Source organism: Streptomyces sp. NPDC050264, from assembly GCF_040655895.1.
In the GTDB taxonomy this organism is placed as follows: Bacteria; Actinomycetota; Actinomycetes; order Streptomycetales; family Streptomycetaceae; genus Streptomyces.
Genome location: NZ_JBFAKV010000004.1, coordinates 1 through 21991 on the forward strand (window position 1 = coordinate 1; position 21991 = coordinate 21991).

Genomic DNA, 21991 nt, shown 5'->3' on the forward strand with positions numbered 1-21991 from the left:
CTCACGCTCGCCGCGTGACCAATAACCGCGTGCCCACCTTCGTGGGGGAAGGCCCGCTCTCGCCCGGCCCTCTCGGCGTCGGTCAAGCCACCGCCCTGCGGATATCTCACCCCACCAGGACTACCTAAGCCACCCGCATGCTGTCCGGCGAACAGCCCGACATCACCCGATCAAGTTCAATACTGGAACCTGACAGCGGTCCCTGGCGACTGATGACCTGCCCCACGTCCCTGCGCGAGGTGGAACCGCCGATCCGGCTGATCTTCTCCGGTGAGGCCGCGGTCGAGGGGGACGAACCACCCTTCGCCCCCGCCCCCGCCCCCAGCCCGACGACAGCGCACCCTCAAGCGACCCGGACCCGTAAGAGAACGCATGACCAGCCCCGCCCCTCAGGCTCTGCGCGTCGGGGAGCTTCGCCCCAGTCAGCTCCTCCACACTTATGGCATCGGCGCCGTTACCGATCTGCCAAACCTGTCCACCATGGTCATGGGCCTGGACGACTGGGATCCGATCCGGGCCCGGGTACTGTCGGAGGACCGGCTCCTGGCCGCCGTCCGCCGCCGTCTCGGCACCCAGGTAGCCGTACTGCGTACGCCACCCCACCTGCCGGAGAATCCAGCCGATCCGTACGGTGACTGGACTAGGACGGGGGTACCGGTCGGCCTCTTCCCCCGGTGGCTGCGCTGTTCACGCGAGCGGTGCAATCAGCTCGCCCCGGCGAGCAGCGGCCTCTTCCAGCTCCGCCCGAACCTCTACCGCCCCGAGAAGACCAAGTATGTGCACACCAACTGCGGCGGCGGAGGCAAGGGCCAACCCACCGCGTGGCCTGCACGCTTTCTGGTCGCCTGCCCCGACGGGCACATGGACGACTTCCCCTGGGTCTACTTTGTTCACGGCGGCACGGCCCCCTGCGAGGGCGGTACGCTCACGCTCACTGAGTCCGGCACCACCGGCGAAGCCGCCAACGTCTTCGTCCGCTGCACCTGCGACAGGGTCCGCTCCATGGCGGACGCCCTCGGACAGGCCGGTGAGCGCAATCTGCCCGCGTGCCGGGGTCACCATCCGCATCTCGGCACGTTCGCCCAGAATGGCTGCGGAGAACACGCCAGGACCATGGCGCTGGGCGCCACCAACAGCTGGTTCGCCTCACAGCTGCGGGTCTTCAGCATCCCCCGCGCCGACGAACCACTCGATCAGGCCGTGCGAGAACACTGGGCACTGCTCTTTCCCTCGGCAGCGGTACCTGCCGATGCGGCCAAGATGCTGCTCGCCACTCAGGCCTGCTGGCCGGAGCTGGAGCAGTACGGAACCGACGCGGTGTGGACCGCGATCACCAAAGAAGCCCGAACACTCAACACCGGGCAGGAGGACGAGGCCGATGAATTCGACCTCAGTACCCCCGAGTGGAAGGCATTCACCCAGCCACGCGACCAGGCGCTGCCCAACTTCACGACCGTACGCGAACGCCAAGTACCAGAGGGGACAACGGACTGGCTGGACAGCGTCGTCCTCGTTCACAGACTCCGCAAGGTCTCGGCTCTCACCGGCTTCACTCCTATCGAAGCTCCCGAATGGCTGCCGGAGGAGGAGTCTCAGACGCGTGGGGGCGCTCCGCTCAGCCGCACGGACCCCACCTGAGTCCCATGTGCCGAACTCCGCGGCGAAGGCGTATTCCTCGCTCTCAACGAAGAGAAGCTCGCCGAGTGGGAGCGGCAAGGATCCGCGCTCGCCCGTGAGCGTGTCCTCCAGGCAGCTCACGTGGACTGGTGTCTCGCGCGCCGTGTGGAGCCTCGCTGGCCTGGCATCCGTTACGTACTCCTGCACACACTGGCGCATGTACTCAATCGCCAATTCGCCCTGGAACGCGGCTATGGGGCCTCAGGAATAGCGGAGCGTATCTACGCACGCTCCGGTCCTGATCCCATGTCGGGGATCCTGCTGGACACGGCCGCGCCGGATAGCGAGGGAACCCTGGGCGGGCTGGTCTCCCTCGGTCGTAGTGACCGCCTCGGGCCGACTGTCTCCCAGGCTCTGGACGAGGCGAGGCTGTGCGGTTCGCCCCCATGTGCGCCGAGCACGATCCACGTGTACACGCTCGGCTACACGGGCCGCATGCCACGCCTGCCTGTTCGCGGCGGAGACCTCCTGTGAGCGGGGCAACCACTACTTGGACAGGGCTCTTCTGGTCGAGACGCTGGCGGACAACGCTTGCGCGTTCCGCCCATGAGCGAGAACTTTCCCGGACAGCGCAGTTCATCCGATTCGCTCCCCGTCCCCCGAGAGTGGCTTGGTTCTCCGCGGTTGCCCCACCTCCTGGCCGCGCTGCACGATCGGCTGCCCCGTGAGCAAGCGATCGCTTGGGAAGGCGTTCTGGAGCAGGCCATTGGACCGGAAGACCCCGAGCTTTCACGCTTCGCCTTCGCTCAGCCGGCGGCTGGGCTCGCCGAGCAGCTGGGCACAGCGATACGCGCCTGGGCCGCAGAGTGCCCCGACCTACCAGGTGCCGCACTGTCCCTTGCCATGAAGGCCATCGGCGAAACCGCGCATCCGCCTCTGGCGCAGCCAGTCGTCAGCGGACCTGTCAGTCCCTCAGTTCCTGCACGGCTGACGAGCGGTATAGCCCTGGAAGTCATCCGGTCGGCATCCTCTTCGCTGTTGATTTCCAGCTTCGCCGCCCGCGACGCAGAAGCGATCATCGCCGAGATCACCGATGCGGCTCGCCGTGGGGTGCAGGTAGATCTGCTCCTCGAAGAGACCACCTCTGCAGCACGCGCCTTCGTCGCGCTGCCGAGTGACGTCCGCGTCTGGCACCGACTCAGCGGCTCCGGCGTGCTTCACGCCAAGCTCATAGCCGCCGACCGAGACACTGCAGTCCTCGGTAGCGCGAACCTCACCGACCGCGCGTCGACGGACAACATCGAGTTGGGGATCATTTTGCGTGACCCTGCTGTAGTGGGACCGCTGGTCGATCATTTCCGCTGGCTCATCTCACCGCAGGCACACATCATGCGCCGCTCCAACGCGTAAACACTCGCTGTATGCAGCTGCCCCCGCCCCCTCGCGGGTGAACAGAACATGTACGCGCATGGAACCCGACGCCCCGCCCGCCCCTCTAGCCAGGTGAAAAACCTGAACAGAGGCGCGCGACAGACCGACCGCTGCCTCGCCAGCGGACGGAGTGAGCGTCACCGTGCGGAAGCGACCTGCGATATCTGGGTCCGAAAAGCCCCTTAAGAGAAGTTCCGAGCAGGGGCTCGTGCCGGGTCTGTCGCGGCGCGGGCTGCTCGCCGGCGGCGCCCTCGCCGCGGTCGGCTCCCTCAGCGCCTGCTCCCGCGTCGCCCCCGCACCCCCGCCGCACACCACCGCCCCCTCCCCCGCGACCGGCCGCCCCGCCGCCCAGGCCGAGCGCGCCCTGCTCCTCCAGGTCCTCGCCCACCCCGACGACGACCTGTACTTCATGAACCCCGACACGCAGCACTCGCTCGACGCCGGCACCCCGCTCGTCTGCGTGTACGTCACGGCCGGCGAGGCCAACGGCATGAACAAATCGGCGACCGACCGCGCGCCCCGCCCCGACAAGGCGGCCTACTCCGCGGCCCGCCACCAAGGCCTGCGCCAGTCGTACGCGACCCAGCTCGGCCTGCCCGTCTTCACCCGCTGGAACACGAGCGTCACCCGCTTCCGCAACGGGTTCCAGGCCGAGGTCAGCACCCTGGAGAACCGGGGCCGCCGCGTCGAGCTGGTCCATCTCAACCTCGCGATGCACACCCCGGCCGGACACATGGGCGTACCCGCTCTGTGGCGCGACCGCGGTCTGCTGCTGCGCACCCTCCTCCCGGAGGGCTCGCCGCTGCGCACGGTCCAGACGTACGACTACGAGTCCCTGGTCGGCGTCCTCGTGGAGCTCTTCGAGCGCTACCGGCCGACGCTCGTGCAGACCCTCGACCCGGATCCCGACATCCAGGACAGCGACCGGATCACCCAGATCCGCGACAGCGAGCAGATCGGTTTCTCCGACCACGCCGACCACACCGCGGTGGCCTGCTTCAGCTGGGCCGCGCTGATCCGCTGGGCGCAGCAGACGAAGGGCGGCCCGCCCGCGTTCGTGGCCACCGCCTTCCGCGGCTACTACAACCACCACTGGCCGAAGAACCTCCCGCCGCAGGTCCTCGACCAGAAGGCCGCGCACCTGGTCCCGTACGGCGCGGCGCCCGACTGGAGCTGCGGCAACCCGGCGGGCTGCGGCGACTACAACGTCGGCGGCGACCGCCCCCTCACCAACCGCAAGGGCTGGGTCCGCTCGACCCACTACCGCTACCCCGGCCCGCGCCTCGCCCTCGCGCCGGACGCCGACGGACGGCTCACCGCGTACGGCGTCCTCGGCCTGCGCGCGGTCCGCTACGACGAGCAGGCGGACGGGGCGTTCGGCGCCCCGGTCGACCTCGGCGGCGGCCCCCTCGCCCCGGTCCTGGGCAGCACCGCGCTCCCCGACGGCCGCACGCTGCTGTTCGGGCTCCGTCTCTCCGCGATCGAGGGCAGGGGCGCGAGCGACCTCCGCGAGATCGTGCTCCTGGAGCAGCGCGGCCCGCGCAAGTACGGCTCCTGGACGAGCCTGGGCAACCCCGAGGCCGACGCCGACCGCGGCCGCCGCATCGGCGTCCCGGTGGCGGTCACCGCTCCCGACGGCCGCGTCCACCTCTTCGTACGCAACGCCGACCAGGGCATCAGCACGCGGATCCGCGAGACGTCCGGCACCTGGTCGCCCTGGCGCGACCTCGGCGGCGGCCCGGTCCAGGACGGCCTCACGGCCGTGATCGGCGACGACCGGCAGGTGCACGTGTACGCCCCCGGGCACTACACCGTCCACCACTGGACCCCGGAAGGCCCCGACCCGCTCACCGGCCTGCCCACCCCGGCGGACGCGATAGCCGCGGCGGGCGACCGCCTCTACTACCGCCCGCCGGCCTCCGCCCGCCTGCTCTCCCCGGGCGGCCCTGCCGTGCACTTCCCCGGCTACGGCCCGGTGACCGCGGCAGGCCCCTACCTCCTCGGCCGCGACACCACCGGCAGCGTCCAGCTCCTCCACAACGGCCGCACCACGCGCCCGGCCACCGCCCCGACCACCCTGGACGGCCCGGCACTGAGCGCGGGCCGACGCGGCCCCACCGCCGCCGGCCTCTCCCCGGACGCCCGCCCGTGGCTGTGGCGCCCGACGCAGGCGAAGGCCTGACAGGTACACGGTTTGCAACACAACGGTGACGCTCCGGGGGCTCCCGCGGCCGCCGTCCTGCTGCCATGGTCGCTTGATGATCCGTCACGGGGGCGGACGACAAGGGGGACGCCATGTCATTCGACGAGGAGTGGGCCCAATTGAAGGCCGACGCCCAGGAGCGGCGCTCGACCGGGATGCGGCTCAACCATCTGCCGCCGGAGGCCGGAGCAGACGGCGCCCCGGCGGCGGGCACGCTCATCGCCAAGGCCACGTCCATCAACGGCAACGCGAACCTGCTGATCGAGATCGCCGGCCTGCTGCACGAGGGCCGGCCCGACGCCGAACTCACCACGCTGGCCCGCGACCCCCGGGCCCACGAGGACGTCGCCGCGCAGGTGACCCGGTTCGCCGCGTTCGCCGGTGACCAGTACCTGGACGCCGTCGCCCTGTTCGCGGCCCTGTCCACCAAGCTGCGCACCGCCGGCGGCGACTTCGTGAAGATCGAGGACGACACGGCGCAGCGGTTCCTGCAGCAGGTCCTCGACGGCAGCTACCTCTCCCCGGAGGCGCGATGAGCCAGGGCATCAGTCACCGCAAGGACGTCGAGTTTTTGGAGAGCTGCAGCCCGGCGCTCGTCGAGCGCAACGCCGATGAGTTCAAGCGCGTACACGACCTGCTCACGTCGACGGACCCCGCCGCCGAGCGGGCCGAGAAGCACACGCAGTGGAAGAGCGAGGGCAGCACCCACTACGAGGGCCGTCTCCGCGAGAGCCGCAAACTCCTGACGCTGCTCGCCGACGGCTACGAAAAGGCGGCGACCGCCCTGCGCGACTACGCGACCGCGCTGGAGGCCGCCAAGAGCCACTACTCCAACGGCAAGTCGAACGAGCAGGCTCTCGCCGACCTGATCCACACCAAGGGCACCGCCATCACCCGTGAGGCCCAGGAGGCCGAGCCCATGCGGCAGTGGGAGGACATGCGGGCCACCACCGGCGTCATGGACTTCTTCGCCGAACTCACCATGGACATCGACGACATCAAGGACGAGGCGAACCGGCTGCACGACGCGGCGGGCGGCGACTTCCACCTGGCCGGGACCACCGAGAAGGAGGCCCGCGACCTCTGTGTGCACCGGCTGAAGCAGGGGTACGACATGCTGCCGGAGTTCCGTACGTACATGACGGGCCGCGCCGACCTCGTGGCGGCCATCCCCGAGCTGCGCCGGGAGGCGGCCGAAGCGAGCTCGAACCCGCTCATGCACCTGCCCGGCAGCGGCCCCAAGCAGGACTACTACCCCATCGCCGGGGACGAGATCGTGTCGCCGACGCTGCGCGACATCCGCCTCCAGGTCGCAAGCCTGCCCGGCGCCCGCGACAACTACTGGAACCCGCCGGGCAGCGCGCAGGAGCGCGCCGATTGGATCACGGCGAACAAGGACATCATCAACGCCGCGGCCCGCAACTCGGGGCTGCCGCCCGACATGGTCGCCGGTATCGCCTGGCAGGAGATCGGTGGACAGCCCGGCATCCTCGACGACCTGACCGACACCATCCGCGAGCAGGCCGACTCCCCGCTGAGCCCGATCACCCCGGAGAACCTGCCCTGGCGGCTCGGCGGCGACCCCGACAACACGTCGATGGGGCCCATCGCCATCCAGGTGCGCCGCGGCGCCGAGGTCCTCGGCTACGATCCCGACCACCTCACCGACCAGCAGCGCGGCATGGTGGAGGAGGCGCTCCAGGACCCCGCGCAGAACATGTTCATCGCCTCCGAGTACCTGGCCCAGCTGAAGGCGGAGAGCGAGTTCGCGAACGTACCGCCGGAGGAGATGACCCAGGCCCAGTACCAGGAGCTCGCCGCCCGTTACAACGGCGGCCCGTACTGGGAGTCCGACGACGCCCAGGCCTACGGGCGGGGCTTCAGCAACGATCTGGACGACGCGAGGAGAGCGCTGCGCCCATGAGCCACCCCGACGCCCACCCGGACGACGCCGACCGCGGCTGTCTGCGCGTCGTCCTCGCCGTCCCCTTCGCCGCACTCACGCTGCTCGCGGCCTGGTTCTGCTGGATGGCCGTGACGATCCGCCCGTCGGGCGCCTGGGACGACGACGCCTACCGCGGCATCGAGGTGTCGTGTCTCGCCACCCTGGCCCTGGCCGGCGCGGTCGCCGTCCTGTGGCTGCTGCCCTCGGTGCGCCGGGTCATGGCCTGGCCGTGGGTGGTGCCGGCCGCGGCCCTCGTGGTGATCGCCGCGGTGCGCTGGGCGACGGGCACCTGAGCCGGACCGGCCGAACATGCGAAAGGGCCCGTACGACCGAAGTCGTACGGGCCCTTTCAGAGCTCTTGGGAGCTACCAGGCAACAAGCCCAGCAAGTAAGCGGACTTACTTGTTGATCTTGGTGACCTGGCCGGCGCCGACGGTCCGGCCACCCTCACGGATGGCGAACTTCAGGCCCTCTTCCATGGCGACGGGCTGGATGAGCTCAACGGTCATCTCAGTGTTGTCACCCGGCATGACCATCTCGGTGCCCTCGGGGAGGGTCACGACGCCGGTCACGTCCGTGGTACGGAAGTAGAACTGCGGGCGGTAGTTGTTGAAGAAGGGGGTGTGACGGCCACCCTCGTCCTTCGACAGGATGTACGCCTGCGCCTCGAACTCGGTGTGCGGCGTGACCGAACCCGGCTTGATGATGACCTGGCCGCGCTCGACGTCCTCGCGCTTGATGCCACGGAGGAGCAGACCGACGTTCTCACCGGCCTGGCCCTCGTCGAGCAGCTTGCGGAACATCTCGATGCCGGTGACCGTGGTGGTGGTCTTCTCCTGCTTGATGCCCACGATGTCAACGGTCTCGTTGACCTTGAGGATGCCGCGCTCGATACGACCGGTGACGACCGTGCCACGACCGGTGATCGTGAAGACGTCCTCGATCGGCATCAGGAACGGCTTGTCGACGTCGCGCTCGGGCTGCGGGATGTTCTCGTCCACGGCCTTCATGAGCTCGAGGACCGAGTTGCCCCACTCCTTGTCGCCCTCAAGGGCCTTCAGAGCGGAGACCTTGACGACCGGCAGGTCGTCGCCCGGGAACTCGTACTCGGAGAGGAGCTCACGCACCTCGAGCTCGACGAGCTCCAGGATCTCCTCGTCGTCCACCATGTCGGCCTTGTTCAGGGCGACGACGATGTACGGAACGCCGACCTGGCGGGCCAGGAGCACGTGCTCCTTGGTCTGCGGCATCGGGCCGTCGGTGGCGGCGACCACGAGGATGGCGCCGTCCATCTGCGCGGCACCCGTGATCATGTTCTTGATGTAGTCCGCGTGACCGGGGCAGTCGACGTGCGCGTAGTGACGCGTCTCCGTCTGGTACTCGACGTGCGCGATCGAGATGGTGATACCGCGCTGGCGCTCCTCGGGAGCCTTGTCGATCTGGTCGAAGGCCGAGGCCTCGTTCAGGTCCGGGTACGCGTCGTGCAGCACCTTGGTAATGGCGGCCGTGAGGGTCGTCTTACCGTGGTCGATGTGACCGATGGTGCCGATGTTGACGTGCGGCTTAGTCCGCTCGAACTTTGCCTTCGCCACTGAATCCTCCTGCGGAGTGGTTCTGTACGCCTTGCTTCATCGGCGCCAGGTGATCTTTGCTGGAAAGCCCGGGCCCCGGGGCATTTCCCGATGGTTGTCGGCAAATGCCCCAAGAGGCTCCGGAGTCAAGCCTAAAGCGTGAACTCGATTGAGTTACTCGCCCTTGGCCTTCGCGATGATCTCCTCGGCGACGTTCCGCGGAACCTCGGCGTAGGAGTCGAACTGCATTGAGTAGCTTGCGCGACCCGACGTCTTGCTGCGGAGGTCTCCGACGTAGCCGAACATCTCCGAGAGGGGCACGAGGCCCTTCACGACGCGAGCGCCGCTGCGCTCCTCCATGGCCTGGATCTGGCCACGGCGGGAGTTGATGTCACCGATGACATCGCCCATGTAGTCCTCGGGCGTGGTGACCTCGACGGCCATCATCGGCTCGAGCAGCACGGGCTTTGCCTTGCGCGCACCCTCCTTGAACGCCTGCGAACCGGCGATCTTGAAGGCGAGCTCGGAGGAGTCGACCTCGTGGTAGGCACCGTCGAGAAGCGTGATGCGCACACCAGTCATCTCGTACCCGGCGAGGATGCCGAACTGCATGGCCTCCTGCGCACCGGCGTCCACCGACGGGATGTACTCCCGCGGGATACGGCCACCGGTGACCTTGTTCACGAACTCGTACGCCGGGCCGTCGGCCTCGGTGATGGGCTCGATCGCGATCTGCACCTTGGCGAACTGACCGGTACCACCGGTCTGCTTCTTGTGGGTGTAGTCCACGCGCTCGACGGCCTGACGGATCGTCTCGCGGTACGCGACCTGCGGCTTGCCGACGTTCGCCTCGACGCGGAACTCGCGCTTCATGCGGTCGACGAGCACCTCGAGGTGAAGCTCGCCCATACCACCGATGATGGTCTGGCCGGTCTCCTCGTCCGAGTGAACCTGGAAGGAGGGGTCCTCCTCCGAGAGACGCTGGATGGCGACACCCAGCTTCTCCTGGTCACCCTTGGACTTCGGCTCGATGGCGACCTGGATGACAGGCGCCGGGAAGTCCATGGACTCCAGGATCACCTGCTGCTTGTCGTCACAGAGCGTCTCGCCCGTGGTGGTCTGCTTCAGACCCATGACGGCGACGATGTCACCGGCGCCCACCGACTCGATCTCCTCACGCTTGTTCGCGTGCATACGGTAGATCTTGCCGATGCGCTCCTTCTTGCCCTTGACGGGGTTCAGCACAGCGGTGCCGGACTCCAGGCGGCCCGAGTAAACCCGGACGAAGGTGAGCTTGCCGAGGTGCGGGTCGCTCATGATCTTGAAGGCCAGAGCGGCCAGCGGCTCGTCGTCCGACGGCTTGCGCTTGACGACCAGCTCGGGGTCCTTCACGTCGTGGCCCTCGATGGCCTCGACGTCGAGCGGGGTCGGCAGGTAGCGCACGACGGCGTCGAGCAGGGGCTGAACGCCCTTGTTCTTGAACGCGGTGCCACAGAAGACGGGGGTGACGGTGGTGTCGCCGCCCTTGCCCGAGGCGATGGTGATGCGACGCACGGCGGCGTGCAGCTGCTCCACGGTGGGCTCGGTGCCCTCCAGGAACAGTTCCATCATCTCCTCGTCGTTCTCCGCGACGGCCTCGAGCAGCTTGCCGCGGTACTCCTCGGCAGCCTCGACGTGCGTGGCGGGGATGTCGACGATGTCGTAGGCCTCGCCCTTGGCGGCCTCGGCCGACCAGACGAACGCCTTCATCGTGACGAGGTCGACGACACCCTGGAAGTCGGCCTCGGCACCGATGGGCAGCTGCATGACGAGCGGGGTCGCACCGAGGCGGTCGACGATCATGTCGACGCAGCGGTGGAACTCGGCACCCGTACGGTCCAGCTTGTTCACGAAGCAGATACGCGGCACGCCGTAACGGTCGGCCTGACGCCACACCGTCTCGGACTGCGGCTCAACGCCGGCGACACCGTCGAACACCGTCACGGCACCATCGAGGACACGCAGGGAACGCTCCACCTCGACGGTGAAGTCGACGTGCCCCGGGGTGTCGATGATGTTGATCGTGTAGTCGTTGTCCTCGAGCGGCCAGTGACAGGTGGTGGCAGCAGAGGTGATCGTGATGCCACGCTCCTGCTCCTGCTCCATCCAGTCCATCGTGGCAGCGCCGTCGTGAACCTCACCGATCTTGTACGACACGCCGGTGTAGAACAGGATCCGCTCGGTCGTCGTCGTCTTGCCCGCGTCGATGTGGGCCATGATCCCGATGTTGCGGACCTTGGCCAGGTCAAGTGAAGTGGTAGCCATAAGGCTTCGGTCTTCTCTCGGTCTCGATGTGGGTAGCGACTACCAGCGGTAGTGCGCGAAGGCCTTGTTGGACTCGGCCATCTTGTGCGTGTCCTCGCGCTTCTTGACGGCCGCGCCGAGGCCGTTCGAGGCGTCGAGCAGCTCGTTCGTCAGACGCTCGGTCATCGTCTTCTCGCGACGGGCGCGGGAGTAGCCGACGAGCCAGCGGAGCGCGAGGGTGCTGGCGCGACCGGGCTTGACCTCGATCGGCACCTGGTAGGTGGCGCCACCGACACGGCGGGACTTGACCTCGAGGGTCGGCTTGATGTTCTCCAGCGCGCGCTTCAGCGTGATGACCGGGTCGTTGCCCGACTTCTCACGCAGACCCTCCATGGCGCCGTACACGATGCGCTCGGCGGTGGAGCGCTTGCCGTTCAGCAGCACCTTGTTGATGAGGGAGGTCACCAGAGGAGAACCGTAGACCGGGTCGATGATGACCGGGCGCTTCGGGGCGGGGCCCTTACGAGGCATTCTTACTTCTCCTTCTTGGCGCCGTAGCGGCTGCGGGCCTGCTTGCGGTTCTTGACACCCTGGGTGTCAAGCGAGCCGCGGATGATCTTGTAACGAACACCGGGCAGGTCCTTCACACGGCCGCCACGCACGAGCACGATGGAGTGCTCCTGCAGGTTGTGTCCCTCACCCGGGATGTAGGCCGTGACCTCGATGCCGGAGGTCAGACGCACACGCGCGACCTTACGGAGGGCCGAGTTCGGCTTCTTCGGGGTGGTCGTGAACACACGCGTGCAGACGCCACGGCGCTGGGGCGAACCCTCGAGCGCGGGCGTCTTGTTCTTCTCGACCTTGTCCTGCCGGCCCTTCCGGACCAGCTGCTGGATCGTAGGCACTACTTCTCCGGTTTCTGTGTGCCGAATAGTAAAGCTAACCTGGAACGCCCTCCGACCCACGCGGTCGGGTGTGTCGAACACTGCAGACCCCCGCGCAATGGCGGGAAGGCGGCAGATTGCGGTGACCTTGATCGAAATCGATCGGGACCCGCGGTGCGGTTGAAGACACGCACGCGAGCCCAGGCACACCCCAGGCACAAGGTCTGAGCGTACCTATCTCATACGCTGTGGTCAAAACAAATACCCCACAGCCAGGACACGCCGGGCGCAGCTCAGGCGCTGCCCGCGCTCGCGGCCACGATCACGAGCGTGAGGAACACCACCCAGATCGCGATCACGAGCCACCCGAGCACGATCCCGGCCACCGCCAGCCCGTCGCCCTGCTCGCCGCTCCGCTTGATCTCTTTGCGCGCCATGTGCCCGAGGACCACCGCGGGAATCGCGGTCGCGCCCACCGAAAAGAACGTCGACACCCCGCACACGAGCGCCCCCACGGCCTTCCCGTTGGTCGGCGCGGGCAGCGGCGGCGCCGGCAGGAACGTGCGCGGCACGGGCGCCATCATCGGCATCTGCTGCTGCGGTACGGGCCCCTGCGGCAGATCCGCGACCAGCACGCTCAGCTCACCCACGGTCCGCGCCTGATAGGCCCGCTCGACCCGCTTCTCGTACTCCCCCTGCGGCATCCGCCCCTCGGCGAAACCGGCCCGCAGCACATCGACGGCCCGCTCCCGGTCGGCGTGCGCGGCGAGCATCGACGGCTGCTGCCCCTGCTGCGGCGGCCAGGGCGCCGGCTGCCACGAAGAATTCGACACGAGACCACTCCCCCGGGACCCGGACACTTTGTGCATTCCATCATGCGGCAACGCGCCGCAGGGCGGCCACCCCGGGAAATCCCGGAGTGACCGCCCTGCGGTTCAAGCAGCTGCTCGCCTACTGGTTGTACGGACCGTAGTCGTAGTCCTCCAGCGGAACGGCCTGGCCGGAGCCGGTGCCGAACGGCGAGTAGTCGATGTCGTCGTAGCCGACGGCCGAGTACATCGCGGCCTTGGCCTCCTCGGTGGGCTCCACCCGGATGTTGCGGTAGCGGGACAGACCCGTACCGGCCGGGATGAGCTTACCGATGATGACGTTCTCCTTGAGGCCGATGAGGCTGTCGGACTTGGCGTTGATCGCCGCATCCGTCAGGACTCGGGTCGTCTCCTGGAAGGAGGCGGCCGACAGCCAGGATTCCGTCGCCAGCGAGGCCTTGGTGATACCCATCAGCTGCGGACGGCCGGAGGCGGGGTGACCGCCCTCGGTGACCACACGACGGTTCTCGGTCTCGAACTTCGAGCGCTCGACGAGCTCGCCCGGCAGCAGCTCCGCGTCGCCGGACTCGATGATCGTCACGCGGCGCAGCATCTGCCGGATGATGATCTCGATGTGCTTGTCGTGGATCGACACACCCTGCGAGTTGTAGACCTTCTGGACCTCGCCGACCAGGTGGACCTGGACGGCACGCTGGCCCAGAATGCGCAGCACGTCGTGCGGGTTGGTGGCACCCACGGTGAGCTTCTGGCCCACCTCGACGTGGTCGCCCTCGCCCACCAGCAGACGGGCACGCTTCGAGATCGGGAACGGCGTCTCGTCGCTGCCGTCGTCGGGGGTGACGACGAGCTTCTTGGTCTTCTCGGTCTCCTCGATGCGGACACGGCCCGCGGCCTCGGAGATCGGGGCGACACCCTTCGGCGTACGAGCCTCGAAGAGCTCGACGACACGGGGCAGACCCTGGGTGATGTCGTCACCCGCCACACCACCGGTGTGGAAGGTACGCATCGTCAGCTGGGTACCGGGCTCACCGATGGACTGGGCGGCGATGATGCCGACCGCCTCACCGATGTCGACCAGCTTGCCGGTGGCCAGCGAGCGGCCGTAGCAGTAGGCACAGGTGCCGACCGCGGACTCGCAGGTGAGCACCGAGCGGGTCTTGACGACCTCGACGCCGTGCGCGACCAGCTGGTCGATGAGCACGTCACCCAGGTCGACGTTGGCCGGCGCGATGACCTTGCCGTCGACGACGATGTCCTCGGCGAGCATACGGGCGTACACGCTGGTCTCGACGTCGTCCGTCTTGCGCAGGACGCCGTCGGCGCCGCGCTCGGCGATCGCGAGCTTGAGGCCACGGTCGGTGCCGCAGTCCTCCTCACGAATGATGACGTCCTGGGAGACGTCGACCAGACGACGGGTGAGGTAACCCGAGTCGGCGGTACGCAGAGCGGTGTCCGCCAGACCCTTACGAGCACCGTGAGTCGAGATGAAGTACTCGAGCACCGACAGGCCTTCACGGAAGGAGGCCTTGATGGGGCGCGGGATCGTCTCGTTCTTGGCGTTCGACACCAGACCACGCATACCGGCGATCTGACGCATCTGCATCATGTTTCCTCGGGCACCCGAGTCAACCATCATGAAGATGGGGTTGGTCTTCGGGAAGTTCGCGTTCATCGCCTCGGCAACCTCGTTGGTCGCCTTGGTCCAGATCGCGATGAGCTCCTGAGTGCGCTCTTCCTTCGTGATGAGACCGCGCTCGTACTGCTTCTGGACCTTCTCGTCCTGGGCCTCGTAGCCCTTGACGATCTCGACCTTCGCCTCGGGAACGACGATGTCGGAGATGGCCACGGTGACGCCGGAACGGGTCGCCCAGAAGAAGCCGGACGCCTTCAGGTTGTCGAGCGTCGCCGCCACGATGACCTTGGGGTAGCGCTCGGCCAGGTCGTTGACGATCTCGGAGAGCTGCTTCTTGCCCACCGAGTAGTCGACGAACGGGTAGTCCTCGGGCAGCAGCTCGTTGAAGAGCGCGCGGCCCAGGGACGTACGCAGCCGGAAGCTGTCGCCCGCCTGGTACTCCGGCTCGCCTTCCTCGGCGGCCGGCGGAGTCCAGCCACGCGGCGGGATGGTGCCCACCGGGAAGCGGATGTCCACCTGCGACTGCAGCGCGAGATCACCGGCGTCGAACGCCATGATCGCCTCGGCCGTGGAGCCGAACGACCGGCCCTCGCCCTTGGTGTCGCGCAGCTCGCCGTCCGTGGTGAGGAAGAACAGACCGAGGACCATGTCCTGGGTCGGCATCGTCACCGGGCGGCCGTCGGCGGGCTTCAGGATGTTGTTGGAGGACAGCATCAGGATGCGGGCCTCGGCCTGCGCCTCCGCGGAGAGCGGCAGGTGCACGGCCATCTGGTCACCGTCGAAGTCCGCGTTGAACGCGGTGCAGACGAGCGGGTGGATCTGGATGGCCTTGCCCTCGACCAGCTGCGGCTCGAAGGCCTGGATGCCGAGGCGGTGCAGCGTCGGCGCACGGTTCAGCAGAACCGGGTGCTCGGCGATGACCTCTTCCAGGACGTCGTACACGACCGTGCGGCCGCGCTCGACCATGCGCTTCGCCGACTTGATGTTCTGCGCGTGGTTCAGGTCCACCAGGCGCTTCATCACGAACGGCTTGAAGAGCTCCAGCGCCATGGCCTTCGGCAGACCACACTGGTGCAGCTTCAGCTGCGGGCCGACGACGATCACGGAACGCGCGGAGTAGTCCACACGCTTACCGAGAAGGTTCTGACGGAAACGGCCCTGCTTGCCCTTGAGCATGTCGCTCAGGGACTTCAGCGGACGGTTACCGGGACCGGTGACCGGGCGACCACGACGACCGTTGTCGAAGAGGGCGTCCACGGCCTCCTGGAGCATGCGCTTCTCGTTGTTCACGATGATCTCGGGGGCGCCGAGGTCGAGAAGCCGCTTCAGGCGGTTGTTGCGGTTGATCACGCGGCGGTACAGGTCGTTCAGGTCGGAGGTCGCGAAGCGGCCACCGTCCAGCTGCACCATCGGACGCAGGTCCGGCGGGATGACCGGCACGCAGTCGAGCACCATGCCCTTGGGGCTGTTGCTGGTCTGCAGGAACGCGGAGACGACCTTGAGGCGCTTGAGCGCACGGGTCTTCTTCTGGCCCTTGCCGGTACGGATGATCTCGCGGAGACGCTCGGCCTCTTCGTCGAGGTCGAAGGACTCCAGGCGCTTCTGCAGCGCCGCGGCACCCATCGAGCCGTCGAAGTACGTGCCGAAACGGTCACGCAGCTCGCGGTAGAGCAGCTCGTCGCCCTCGAGGTCCTGGACCTTGAGGTTCTTGAAGCGGCTCCACACCTCGTCGAGACGGTCGATCTCGCGCTGCGCACGGTCACGCAGCTGCTTCATCTCACGCTCGGCACCCTCGCGCACCTTGCGGCGCACGTCGGCCTTGGCACCCTCGGCCTCGAGCTCGGCCAGGTCGGTCTCGAGCTTCTTGGCGCGGGCCTCCAGGTCGGAGTCGCGACGGTTCTCGACCTGCTGACGCTCGACCTGGACGTGCGCCTCGAGGGAGGGCAGGTCACGGGTACGGCGCTCTTCGTCGACGAACGTGATCATGTACGCCGCGAAGTAGATGACCTTCTCGAGGTCCTTCGGAGCCAGGTCAAGGAGGTAGCCGAGCCGGCTCGGGACACCCTTGAAGTACCAGATGTGCGTGACGGGAGCGGCGAGCTCGATGTGGCCCATCCGCTCACGACGCACCTTGGCGCGGGTGACCTCGACGCCACAGCGCTCGCAGATGATGCCCTTGAAGCGGACACGCTTGTACTTGCCGCAGTAGCACTCCCAGTCCCGGGTGGGGCCGAAGATCTTCTCGCAGAAGAGCCCGTCCTTTTCCGGCTTGAGCGTGCGGTAGTTGATGGTCTCGGGCTTCTTGACCTCGCCGTGGCTCCACTGACGGATGTCGTCAGCGGTTGCCAGACCGATCCGGAGCTCATCGAAGAAGTTGACGTCGAGCACTATGCGTCAATCCCTCTCAGGGTTGTAAGTCTGTGGTCTGAAACGGGGGTCCTGGGGTCGGCCGGGGGCTCGTGGAAAGCCCCCGGCCGGACTCCCGTCAGACCTCTTCGACGCTGCTCGGCTCGCGCCGGGACAGGTCGATGCCGAGCTCCTCCGCTGCGCGGAAGACGTCCTCGTCGGTGTCGCGCATCTCGATGGACATGCCGTCCGAGGACAGCACCTCCACGTTGAGGCACAGGGACTGCATTTCCTTGATGAGGACCTTGAAGGACTCAGGAATGCCGGGCTCGGGGATGTTCTCGCCCTTGACGATGGCCTCGTAGACCTTCACGCGGCCGGTCACGTCGTCGGACTTGATCGTCAGCAGCTCCTGGAGGGCGTACGCGGCGCCGTATGCCTCCAGCGCCCACACCTCCATCTCACCGAAGCGCTGGCCACCGAACTGGGCCTTACCACCCAGCGGCTGCTGGGTGATCATCGAGTACGGACCGGTCGAACGGGCGTGCAGCTTGTCGTCGACCAGGTGGTGGAGCTTGAGGATGTACATGTACCCGACCGAGATCGGGTCCGGGAACGGCTCACCGGAGCGGCCGTCGAACATCCGCGCCTTGCCGGACGGAAGCACCATGCGCTCGCCGTCGCGGTTCGGGATGGTGTGCTGCAGCAGACCCGCGAGCTCGTCCTCACGCGCACCGTCGAAGACGGGGGTGGCGACGTTCGTGCCCGGGGCGACCTGGTCGGCACCGATGGCCTGCAGGCGCTGCGCCCAGTCGTCCGCGAGACCGGAGACGTCCCAGCCGCGGCTGGCGAGCCAGCCGAGGTGGATCTCCAGGACCTGTCCCGGGTTCATTCGGGACGGCACACCCAGCGGGTTCAGGATGATGTCGACCGGAGTTCCGTCCTCGAGGAACGGCATGTCCTCGATCGGAAGGATCTTCGAGATGACGCCCTTGTTGCCGTGACGGCCGGCGAGCTTGTCACCATCCGTGATCTTGCGCTTCTGCGCCACGTAGACCCGAACCAGCTGGTTCACGCCCGGCGGCAGTTCGTCGCCCTCTTCACGGTCGAAGACGCGGACGCCGATGACCTTGCCGATCTCACCGTGCGGCACCTTCAGCGAGGTGTCGCGCACCTCGCGCGCCTTCTCACCGAAGATCGCGCGGAGCAGGCGCTCCTCCGGCGTCAGCTCGGTCTCACCCTTGGGCGTGACCTTGCCGACGAGGATGTCGCCGGCGACGACCTCGGCACCGATACGGATGATGCCGCGCTCGTCGAGGTCGGCGAGGACCTCCTCGGAGACGTTCGGGATGTCCCGGGTGATCTCCTCCGGGCCCAGCTTGGTGTCACGGGCGTCGACCTCGTGCTCCTCGATGTGGATCGAGGAGAGGACGTCGTCCTGTACGAGGCGCTGCGACAGGATGATCGCGTCCTCGTAGTTGTGACCCTCCCAGGGCATGAACGCCACGAGCAGGTTCTTGCCGAGGGCCATCTCGCCCTCTTCGGTGGCGGGACCGTCGGCCAGGACCTGGCCCTCGATCACACGCGCGCCCTCGTCCACGACAACCTTCTGGTTGACCGAGGTGCCCTGGTTCGAGCGGGAGAACTTGTGCAGGCGGTACGTGGTGTACGTGCCGTCGTCGTTGGTGATGGTGATGTAGTCCGCGGAAACCTCCTGGACCACACCGTCCTTCTCCGCCTTGAGCACGTCGCCCGCGTCGGTGGCGCAGCGGTACTCCATGCCGGTGCCGACGAGCGGCGCCTCGGACTTGATGAGCGGAACGGCCTGCCGCATCATGTTCGCGCCCATGAGCGCGCGGTTGGCGTCGTCGTGCTCGAGGAACGGGATCATGGCGGTCGCGACCGACACCATCTGGCGCGGCGAGACGTCCATGTAGTCGACGTCGTCACCGGGGACGTAGTCGACCTCTCCGCCACGACGGCGGACCAGGACGCGGGCCTCCTCGAACCGGAACTCGTCGCTCAGCGGCGCGTTGGCCTGAGCGATGACGAACCGGTCCTCCTCGTCGGCCGTGAGGTAGTCGACCTCGTCGCCGACGACACCACCGGTGACCTTGCGGTACGGCGTCTCGATGAAGCCGAACGCGTTGATCCGGCCGTACGAGGCGAGCGAACCGATCAGGCCGATGTTCGGGCCTTCAGGGGTCTCGATCGGGCACATGCGGCCGTAGTGGGACGGGTGCACGTCGCGGACCTCGAAGCCGGCCCGCTCACGGGAGAGACCACCCGGGCCCAGGGCGTTGAGACGACGCTTGTGCGTCAGGCCCGAGAGCGGGTTGTTCTGGTCCATGAACTGGGACAGCTGCGACGTACCGAAGAACTCCTTGATCGACGCCACGACCGGGCGAATGTTGATCAGGGTCTGCGGCGTGATCGCCTCGACGTCCTGGGTGGTCATGCGCTCACGCACGACGCGCTCCATACGGGCGAGACCCGTACGGACCTGGTTCTGGATGAGCTCGCCGACGTTACGGATACGACGGTTGCCGAAGTGGTCGATGTCGTCGGTCTCGACGATGATCGAACGACCGGACTCGCCGACCGTCTCCGTCTCACCGGCGTGCAGCTTCACCAGGTACTTGATCGTGGCGATGATGTCGTCGGTGGTGAGCACGCCGGCGTCCAGCGGCTCTTCCGCGCCGAGCTTCTTGTTCACCTTGTAGCGGCCGACCTTCGCGAGGTCGTAGCGCTTCGGGTTGAAGTAGAGGTTCTCGAGCAGCGTCTGAGCAGCCTCACGCGTGGGCGGCTCGCCCGGGCGCAGCTTGCGGTAGATGTCGAGGAGCGCGTCGTCCTGGCCCTGCGTGTGGTCCTTCTCCAGGGTGGCGCGCATGGACTCGTACTCGCCGAACTCCTCCAGGATCTGCTCGGTCGTCCAACCGAGAGCCTTGAGCAGGACGGTGACGGACTGCTTGCGCTTGCGGTCGATGCGGACACCGACCATGTCGCGCTTGTCGATCTCCATCTCCAGCCAGGCACCCCGGGACGGGATGACCTTGGCCGAGAAGATGTCCTTGTCGGACGTCTTGTCGATGGAGGAGTCGAAGTAGACACCCGGCGAACGGACCAGCTGCGACACGACGACACGCTCGGTGCCGTTGATGACGAAGGTGCCCTTGTTGGTCATGAGCGGGAAGTCGCCCATGAAGACCGTCTGGGACTTGATCTCGCCGGTCTCGTTGTTGGTGAACTCGGCGGTGACGAAGAGCGGGGCGGCGAACGTGAAGTCGCGCTCCTTGCACTCGTCGATCGAGTTCTTGGGAGGCTCGAAGCGGTGGTCGCGGAAGGTCAGAGACATCGACCCGGAGAAGTCCTCGATCGGAGAGATCTCCTCGAAGATCTCCTCCAGACCGGACTTGGTGGGGACGTTCTGTCCGCTTTCGAGAGCCGCCTCGACACGAGCCTTCCACGCGTCATTGCCGAGCAGCCAGTCGAAGCTTTCGGTCTGCAGCGCAAGAAGGTTCGGAACCTCGAGGGGCTCCTTGATCTTTGCAAAGGAGATGCGCAGCGGGGCGGTGCTGGCGCCGTTGTTCGTATTCGCGGTCGAGGCGTTGCGCGAGGCGGCCAAGAGGGGGTCCTTCCGAGGGCTCGGACTCACTACGCGCGTACCGGTCCCAAGCGGGGCAGAGCGACAGAGCCTTCCCCAGCTTGGCCGTTTGGCCAGGTCAGGGCTGATTCAGTCCACTGTGCTCAAGCGAGGGCATGCCCCTGGTGACGGGCAGGGAGCAGCTAACAGGCAGCGCAAAGGGACAGTGTAGCCAGAAGGCCCACTGATGTCCAGTGCGGGTTTTTTGACACCCTCGTTGTTCTCAACCGTCCACCGTCTGCGGCATGCCTTGTGCGCTGAGCGCACATCCTTACTGCCCTCTTCGTCGTCGATCCATGCCTCGGATCCGGATCGTTGTGACGACGCGTCCTGAGAATTGCGCGCTGCGTGCGGTTCGTCAAGGCCCCCTCTTGACCGAACAGGAGTGGCCTGAGGCACAACGAAGATCACCATACTCTGCGGGACCGACAGTGCAAGGCACCGTTGACGCGCGAGCCAGCGAACGCCGAAGGGCGACCACCCAGTTGGGTGATCGCCCTTCGGTACGTCAGCGTTACAGCCCCCGAGGGAGCAGTTTCACCGAAAAGGAGTCAGCAGACTCGCAAGGTCACTTGACCTCGACGGAGGCGCCGGCGGCCTTGAGGGACTCGGCGGCCTTCTCGGCGGCCTCCTTGGCGACCTTCTCGAGGACCGGCTTCGGGGTGCCGTCGACGAGGTCCTTGGCCTCCTTCAGGCCGAGGGAGGTCAGCTCACGCACGACCTTGATGACCTGGATCTTCTTCTCGCCGGCACCCGTGAGGATGACGTCGAACTCGTCCTGCTCGGCCTCGGCCTCGACCGGGGCACCGGCGGCGGGACCGGCAACGGCGACGGCCGCGGCGGCGGTGACGTCGAACTTCTCCTCGAAGGCCTTCACGAACTCGGAGAGCTCGATGAGGGTCATCTCCTCGAACTGGGCGAGCAGGTCTTCCTGGCTGAGCTTCGCCATGATGGGCGATCCTTCCACTAATTCGGCTGGTGCCGGATGTACATGTGAAGCGGGCGTACATTCGGCCCGCTACGACCTCCGCCGCCTATGCGGCGAGGGTCAATGTGCGAGCCGAATTACTCGGCACCGCCCTGCTCGGCCTGCTTGGCACGAAGCGCCTCCGCGGTGCGGACGAACTTCGTGGGCAGCGCCTGGAAGAGCTGAGCAGTCTGCGTCTGCTTACCCTTGAAGGCACCGGCCAGCTTGCTGAGCAGAACCTCGCGGGACTCGAGGTCCGCGAGCTTCTTGATCTCGTCGGCGGACAGCGCCTTGCCGTCAAGGACACCGCCCTTGATGACGAGGTTGGGGTTGTCCTTGGCGAAGTCACGAAGACCCTTCGCCGACACCACCGGGTCACCGGTGACGAAGGCAACCGCCGTCGGACCCGTGAAGAGGTCGTCCAGCGTGTCGATCCCGGCCTCGTTGGCCGCGATCTTGGTCAGCGTGTTCTTCACCACGGCGTACTCGGAGTTCTCACCGAGGGAGCGGCGCAGCTGCTTGAGCTGGGCCACGGTGAGACCCCGGTACTCGGTCAGCACGGCGGCGTTCGAGCTGCGGAACTTGTCCGTGAGCTCGGCTACCGCGGCAGCCTTGTCGGGCGTCGGCATAGAGCGTCG

General features: G+C 67.1%; 15 protein-coding genes. 6 read left to right on the top strand and 9 right to left on the bottom strand.

Annotation, left to right across the window (positions count from 1 at the left end):
• Positions 1–372: 372 nt before the first annotated feature.
• From drmB to AB0J02_RS07460, 6 genes are all read left to right on the top strand, one after another.
• Positions 373–1638: a DrmB family protein gene (gene drmB / locus AB0J02_RS07435; RefSeq protein WP_363192633.1), complete on the top strand. Its 1266-nt coding sequence runs from the start codon at positions 373–375 to the stop codon at positions 1636–1638.
• A 585-nt stretch (positions 1639–2223) separates the two neighbouring features.
• Complete coding sequence (drmC, locus tag AB0J02_RS07440; RefSeq protein ID WP_363192634.1) at positions 2224–3027, top strand: DISARM system phospholipase D-like protein DrmC; 804 nt, start codon at positions 2224–2226, stop codon at positions 3025–3027.
• A gap of 229 nt (positions 3028–3256) precedes the next feature.
• Positions 3257–5230 carry a PIG-L family deacetylase gene (locus AB0J02_RS07445; protein WP_363192635.1) on the top strand — a complete coding sequence of 658 codons (1974 nt, stop codon included), beginning with the start codon at positions 3257–3259 and terminating at the stop codon, positions 5228–5230.
• Positions 5231–5343: 113 nt separating this feature from the next.
• Entirely contained in the window at positions 5344–5787 is a 444-nt protein-coding gene (locus AB0J02_RS07450) for a hypothetical protein (protein WP_363192636.1), read from the top strand.
• A complete protein-coding gene (locus tag AB0J02_RS07455) occupies positions 5784–7175 on the top strand; it encodes a hypothetical protein (protein WP_363192637.1) in 1392 nt (463 codons plus the stop codon). Before AB0J02_RS07450 ends, AB0J02_RS07455 begins: the two co-directional genes overlap by 4 nt.
• The gene (locus AB0J02_RS07460; protein WP_363192638.1) at positions 7172–7489 is read left to right on the top strand and encodes a hypothetical protein; all 318 of its coding nucleotides are present in this window, start codon (positions 7172–7174) and stop codon (positions 7487–7489) included. The genes AB0J02_RS07455 and AB0J02_RS07460 overlap by 4 nt, the downstream gene beginning before the upstream one ends.
• Positions 7490–7594: 105 nt before the next feature.
• Here the strand turns inward: AB0J02_RS07460 and tuf are convergent, their stop codons facing one another.
• The 9 genes from tuf to rplJ all read right to left on the bottom strand — a co-directional run bounded on the left by tuf (position 7595) and on the right by rplJ (position 21982).
• Complete coding sequence (gene tuf, locus AB0J02_RS07465; RefSeq protein ID WP_363192639.1) at positions 7595–8788, bottom strand: elongation factor Tu; 1194 nt, start codon at positions 8786–8788, stop codon at positions 7595–7597.
• A gap of 153 nt (positions 8789–8941) precedes the next feature.
• Positions 8942–11071 carry an elongation factor G gene (fusA, locus tag AB0J02_RS07470; RefSeq protein ID WP_363192640.1) on the bottom strand — a complete coding sequence of 710 codons (2130 nt, stop codon included), beginning with the start codon at positions 11069–11071 and terminating at the stop codon, positions 8942–8944.
• Positions 11072–11110: 39 nt separating this feature from the next.
• Entirely contained in the window at positions 11111–11581 is a 471-nt protein-coding gene (gene rpsG / locus AB0J02_RS07475; protein WP_363192641.1) for a 30S ribosomal protein S7, read from the bottom strand.
• 2 nt (positions 11582–11583) lie between these two features.
• The gene (rpsL, locus tag AB0J02_RS07480; RefSeq protein ID WP_003948652.1) at positions 11584–11955 is read right to left on the bottom strand and encodes a 30S ribosomal protein S12; all 372 of its coding nucleotides are present in this window, start codon (positions 11953–11955) and stop codon (positions 11584–11586) included.
• Positions 11956–12227: 272 nt separating this feature from the next.
• On the bottom strand, positions 12228–12707 hold the full coding sequence (locus tag AB0J02_RS07485; protein ID WP_363193027.1) for a DUF1707 and DUF4190 domain-containing protein: 480 nt from the start codon (positions 12705–12707) through the stop codon (positions 12228–12230).
• A gap of 178 nt (positions 12708–12885) precedes the next feature.
• Positions 12886–16785, bottom strand: a complete 3900-nt coding sequence (locus AB0J02_RS07490; RefSeq protein ID WP_363192642.1) for a DNA-directed RNA polymerase subunit beta' — start codon at positions 16783–16785, stop codon at positions 12886–12888.
• Between the two features lie 97 nt (positions 16786–16882).
• A complete protein-coding gene (gene rpoB / locus AB0J02_RS07495) occupies positions 16883–20368 on the bottom strand; it encodes a DNA-directed RNA polymerase subunit beta (RefSeq protein ID WP_363192643.1) in 3486 nt (1161 codons plus the stop codon).
• 586 nt (positions 20369–20954) lie between these two features.
• On the bottom strand, positions 20955–21335 hold the full coding sequence (rplL, locus tag AB0J02_RS07500; protein WP_363192644.1) for a 50S ribosomal protein L7/L12: 381 nt from the start codon (positions 21333–21335) through the stop codon (positions 20955–20957).
• A gap of 116 nt (positions 21336–21451) precedes the next feature.
• Positions 21452–21982, bottom strand: a complete 531-nt coding sequence (gene rplJ, locus AB0J02_RS07505) for a 50S ribosomal protein L10 (protein ID WP_363192645.1) — start codon at positions 21980–21982, stop codon at positions 21452–21454.
• Positions 21983–21991 lie beyond the last annotated feature (9 nt).

Excerpts from the sequence above, each read along its gene's own strand:
- rplL (WP_363192644.1), bottom strand. The coding sequence starts at position 21,335 with ATGGCGAAGCTCAGCCAGGAAGACCTGCTCGCCCAGTTCGAGGAGATG.
- rplJ (WP_363192645.1), bottom strand. The coding sequence starts at position 21,982 with ATGCCGACGCCCGACAAGGCTGCCGCGGTAGCCGAGCTCACGGACAAG.
- AB0J02_RS07455 (WP_363192637.1), top strand. The coding sequence starts at position 5,784 with ATGAGCCAGGGCATCAGTCACCGCAAGGACGTCGAGTTTTTGGAGAGC.
- rpsG (WP_363192641.1), bottom strand. The coding sequence starts at position 11,581 with ATGCCTCGTAAGGGCCCCGCCCCGAAGCGCCCGGTCATCATCGACCCG.
- drmC (WP_363192634.1), top strand. The coding sequence starts at position 2,224 with ATGAGCGAGAACTTTCCCGGACAGCGCAGTTCATCCGATTCGCTCCCC.
- fusA (WP_363192640.1), bottom strand. The coding sequence starts at position 11,071 with ATGGCTACCACTTCACTTGACCTGGCCAAGGTCCGCAACATCGGGATC.
- AB0J02_RS07460 (WP_363192638.1), top strand. The coding sequence starts at position 7,172 with ATGAGCCACCCCGACGCCCACCCGGACGACGCCGACCGCGGCTGTCTG.
- drmB (WP_363192633.1), top strand. The coding sequence starts at position 373 with ATGACCAGCCCCGCCCCTCAGGCTCTGCGCGTCGGGGAGCTTCGCCCC.
- AB0J02_RS07450 (WP_363192636.1), top strand. The coding sequence starts at position 5,344 with ATGTCATTCGACGAGGAGTGGGCCCAATTGAAGGCCGACGCCCAGGAG.
- AB0J02_RS07485 (WP_363193027.1), bottom strand. The coding sequence starts at position 12,707 with ATGCTCGCCGCGCACGCCGACCGGGAGCGGGCCGTCGATGTGCTGCGG.